Below are 1,091 nucleotides of genomic sequence, written 5' to 3' on the forward strand. Positions count from 1 at the left end.
CAGACTCTGTTTCTGCTTGCGTTACAACCTATAGGTGAGACTATTGGAGACAAGAGTAGCTTTGGTTTCAGAAAATATAGAAGCTGTGCTGATGCAATGGAGCAGCTCTTTACAATATTATCATCAAGAAGAAGTGGTCAATGGATTCTAGAGGGAGACATCAAGGGATGCTTTGATAATATAAGTCACCAATGGATGTTGGAGAATATTCCAGTTGATAAGACGATACTGAACAAGTTCCTTAAGGCAGGCTTTGTGTACAGAAAACAACTTTTCCCTACCACAAAAGGAGCGATTCAAGGTGGAACAATCAGTCCAACTCTCGCAAATCTGACATTGGACGGACTTGAATACGAAATAGCCAGACACTATTTCTTAACAAAGAAGAGAAAAATCAGCTACCACTCTCGAAATAATCCCAACCATTTGCATATCGTGAGATATGCGGATGACTTCGTAGTAACAGCCAATAATAAAGAAGTCCTTGAACAAATAGTAGGCATAATCAGCAAATTTTTGAACAAACGTGGTCTTGAACTTTCTAGGGAAAAGACATCTATAACTCACATAAATGATGGTTTCGACTTTCTCGGATGGAACTTTAGAAAATATAATAACAAGTTAATAATTAAGCCATCGGTCAAATCTCTAAATAAAGTGACAAAGAAGATAAGTGAAATTATACATACAAATAGAACAGTAAAGCAAGAATTCCTAATATACCAGTTGAATCAAGTTTTGAAAGGCTGGTGCAACTATCATCAACCAGTGTGTTCAAAACAGACTTTTGAAAATTTGAATCACCGTATCTTCAATATGATTTGGAAATGGGCCAAAAGAAGGCATCCAAATAAAGGAGCCAAATGGATAAAAGAGAGATATTGGAAAAACAAAGGCTCAAGGGATTGGATTTTCTCTGATAGAAAAGCAACACTGATTCGACCATCAGACATACCTATTGTTAGGCATGAAAGACTCAAGCTTGATATGAATCCATACAAAGACAAAGAATATTTCTTGATAAAGAAGGAAAGAAGAAAAAATGCCAAGAAGCTAGCGTATAAGGATACGGCTGCTTTCAAGTCTAGGTT

General features: G+C 36.5%; 1 protein-coding gene. It reads left to right on the top strand.

Features of this window, described 5'->3' with window-relative positions; translation table 11 throughout:
- Positions 1-1,091 (top strand): reverse transcriptase domain-containing protein (locus tag CPJCM30710_RS17380; RefSeq protein ID WP_212905396.1); only part of this gene is annotated, 1,091 nt, incomplete at both ends.

The sequence above is a fragment of the Clostridium polyendosporum genome (assembly GCF_018332455.1).
In the GTDB taxonomy this organism is placed as follows: domain Bacteria; phylum Bacillota; class Clostridia; order Clostridiales; family Clostridiaceae; genus Clostridium_AY; species Clostridium_AY polyendosporum.